The sequence below is a fragment of the Peptostreptococcaceae bacterium genome (assembly GCA_016649995.1).
Taxonomy (GTDB): domain Bacteria; phylum Bacillota; class Clostridia; order Peptostreptococcales; family BM714; genus BM714.
Genome location: JAENWJ010000097.1, coordinates 1 through 2,993, shown reverse-complemented (window position 1 = coordinate 2,993; position 2,993 = coordinate 1). Strand labels below are relative to the sequence as shown.

4 protein-coding genes and 1 pseudogene are annotated in these 2,993 nt (G+C 42.9%); 2 read left to right on the top strand and 3 right to left on the bottom strand.

What is annotated here, in order from left to right:
* The first annotated feature begins 139 nt into the window (after positions 1-139).
* Both JJE29_09405 and JJE29_09400 read left to right on the top strand, forming a co-directional pair.
* Positions 140-400 (top strand): annotated as a pseudogene (locus JJE29_09405) (NfeD family protein).
* Positions 401-413: 13 nt separating this feature from the next.
* Positions 414-1,316, top strand: coding sequence for an SPFH/Band 7/PHB domain protein (locus JJE29_09400; GenBank protein ID MBK5252831.1), 903 nt, complete (start codon positions 414-416; stop codon positions 1,314-1,316).
* 187 nt (positions 1,317-1,503) lie between these two features.
* On the opposite strand, the gene proB is transcribed toward JJE29_09400, so the two are convergent.
* From proB to JJE29_09385, 3 genes are all read right to left on the bottom strand, one after another.
* Entirely contained in the window at positions 1,504-2,325 is an 822-nt protein-coding gene (gene proB, locus JJE29_09395) for a glutamate 5-kinase (GenBank protein ID MBK5252830.1), read from the bottom strand.
* A gap of 21 nt (positions 2,326-2,346) precedes the next feature.
* The gene (locus tag JJE29_09390; GenBank protein ID MBK5252829.1) at positions 2,347-2,520 is read right to left on the bottom strand and encodes a hypothetical protein; all 174 of its coding nucleotides are present in this window, start codon (positions 2,518-2,520) and stop codon (positions 2,347-2,349) included.
* A gap of 153 nt (positions 2,521-2,673) precedes the next feature.
* Positions 2,674-2,993, bottom strand: a 320-nt coding sequence (locus JJE29_09385; GenBank protein ID MBK5252828.1) for a transposase, incomplete at its 5' end; no start/stop codon positions are given.

The following is a 2,993-nucleotide window of genomic DNA, read 5'->3' as shown; positions in this document are numbered from 1 at the left end:
TAAACATAAAATCACCTCTATACTTATTATATCACAAAACATAACAGAACATAACGTTTTTTAGAAAACAAAACAATAAAAAAACACTCAGATTTCAAGTGTTTTAAGAGTTTTTTACATTATTAAGTTCTAAACTCAGGTCATATTGCTATATTTTACAAGGCCGATTGCCAAGGAATATCTAAAGATAGGCGCTCAGAAGACAAATGTATCCGAAATAATCGGACATGAGGGCATCGTCAAGAAAAAAATTCTTTCACATGAAACAGGGCAGATAAAAATAAAAGGACAGATATGGACCGCCGTTTCTGAGGACGGAAGCGTAATTGAAGAAAAGAGCGAGGTAGTAGTTGCAAGGGTAGAGGGAGTAAAGGTCATCGTAAGACCGAAAAGCAAATAAGGAGGAAGATAAAATGGCTGATTTTATTGTAACAGTTGTACTTATTCTATTGGCGCTGGCCCTAATCGTGCCGAACATACGCATAGTGCCTCAAGCAAGGGCATATGTAATAGAACGTCTCGGAGGCTATATCGGAACATGGGAGGTGGGGCTCCATTTCAAGCTGCCTCTTATAGATCGCATCGCCAAGAAGGTTTCAATGAAGGAGCATGTTATTGATTTCCCACCGCAACCCGTAATAACAAAGGATAATGTAACGATGCAGATAGATACGGTTGTATACTATCAAATAACGGATCCAAAGGCATATGCATACGGCGTGGAGAATCCCATGAGCGCAATAGAAAACCTTACGGCCACGACCCTGCGTAACATAATAGGCGAGCTTGAGCTCGACCAAACCCTGACATCGAGGGATGTTATAAATACAAAAATGCGGAGCATACTCGATGAGGCTACCGATCCATGGGGAATTAAGGTCAACCGTGTTGAGCTTAAGAACATAATGCCTCCTGCAGAAATTCAGGACGCCATGGAGCGCCAGATGAAGGCCGAACGGGGTCGGAGGGAAGCCATACTGCGGGCCGAAGGCGAAAAACGGTCGGTTATACTTATTGCCGAAGGAAACAAAGAGTCGGCAATACTGAATGCAGAAGCCAACAAAGAGGCTGCCATCCGCGAAGCGGAAGGAAAGGCCGAAGCAATCTTGAAGGTGCAAAGCGCTACAGCGGAAGGCCTTAAGATGCTGAAAGCCGCAGAACCTAACAATATGGTAATATCTCTCAAGAGTCTTGAAACCCTTGCAAAGGTTGCTGACGGAAAGGCTACCAAGCTAATAATACCGTCTGAAATACAAAGCCTGGCTGGCCTGGCTGCATCCCTAAAGGAAATAATGAGCGACGCTGAAGAAAAATAAATTAATCTTTTTCAAACAACTCCTAGTAACAGTTTTTAATATCTTCAGCCTTTGGATTATGCAAAGTCTTGGGTTGAAGATACATTTTTTGAAAGAGATTGTGAAAAATATAACAAAAAGGGGACGCCATGGAAATTAGTATATGTGTAGGAAGTGCCTGCCATCTCAAAGGTTCATATTAATGAATCTATGACTTGGCAGGAAAAAGTGTCCCTATTTCTTTACCGTCAAGCACAGCATAGAGTAGCTCTGGAGAATCGCTGTTCATTATAAGGGTGCTTACTCCGGCCTTCTTGCAAATCTTCGCTGCCATTATTTTGGTAACCATACCTCCGGTCCCGAAATCGCTTCCGGCTCCCTCGGCCGCCTGTTCGACATCCTCGGTTATGTCTTCTACAATTCTCACTATCTTGGCGCTGGGGTCTTTTCTCGGGTCTGCCGTAAAGAGACCGTCTATATCGCTCATCATGACAAGAAGGTCAGCATTTATTAGTGCTGCCACCGCAGCCGAAAGGGTGTCATTGTCTCCAAACTCAAAGCGTCCCTTGTAGCCGGTCTCTATTTCATCGGTAGCTATAGTGTCGTTTTCGTTTACAATTGGAATAACTCCCCATTCCAAGAGCCTGTTGAAGGTGTTTTCGACGTTCTTTTTTGTCAAAGGATTCTCCAGAACCGACTTGGTAATAAGAGCCTGGCCTACAACCTGGTTATAGGTTTGGAAAAATTTCTCGTATATTCTCATCAGAACAGCCTGGCCTATGGCAGCGGCAGCCTGTTTTCCGGGAAGGTCCGTTGGTTTTTCCTTCATGTCCAGGCGTATGGCACCTGTAGCTATTGCGCCTGATGTCACCAGCACAATCTCGAGTCCCTTGTTTTGAAGATCCGACAAAATTCTTGCAATAAGGTCTATTCTTCCGAAATTAAGCCTTCCGTTTGGATGAGTAAGGGTTGAGGTTCCAAGCTTGACGACGATTCTTTTTGTGTTTTTGAGTTCTTTTCTATAATCCATTAGAATCACTTTCCTTTGTTTTTATATTTTAATGCCTCTGTTTTTTAAAATTATCATGCGGTTAACCTTTTTAATTAAATTATACCACACCGCCGCAAGTTCTATTCTTGTTGTATCTCCTAGCTCCGCTAGGCTGTAATATTTTCTTGGGGATCCCTCGGTGGATTCATTTAAATAGGTTTTAAAATAATTCAATCACTTGACACTCCCCACGGATAAATCCGGAGGATTCTCGAATGATTAAATGCCAGTCCGTTTCCGGTAGGCAAGTATGACTTCGAGTTATGAGGTGTGTCATCACCTCGTCCCATGCCAGGACATGTAGTCGCATGGGCTGAAAGCCTGCTGCTACGCAGCTCCGGCTATCACAGGTGCATCAATGATATTGATTGCACCGACTAAGTCTCTGTGAGATTGGTACCCACACTTACAGGTGTAATTTCTACCTTTAGCTTTATTTTTCTTTCCGCAGACAGGACAAATTTGACTTGTGTATGCCGGATTGACATATTCAACTCGAATACCTGCTAGTGCGGCCTTGTACTCAATGAAAGCAGCTAATCGATAGAATGACCAAGTGTGCAGATTTTTTTCATTTTTACGGCTTGTCTTTGCCGTTTGCCTGATGCCACTTAGTTTTTCAAGTCTGATGATTGATACATTGTTTT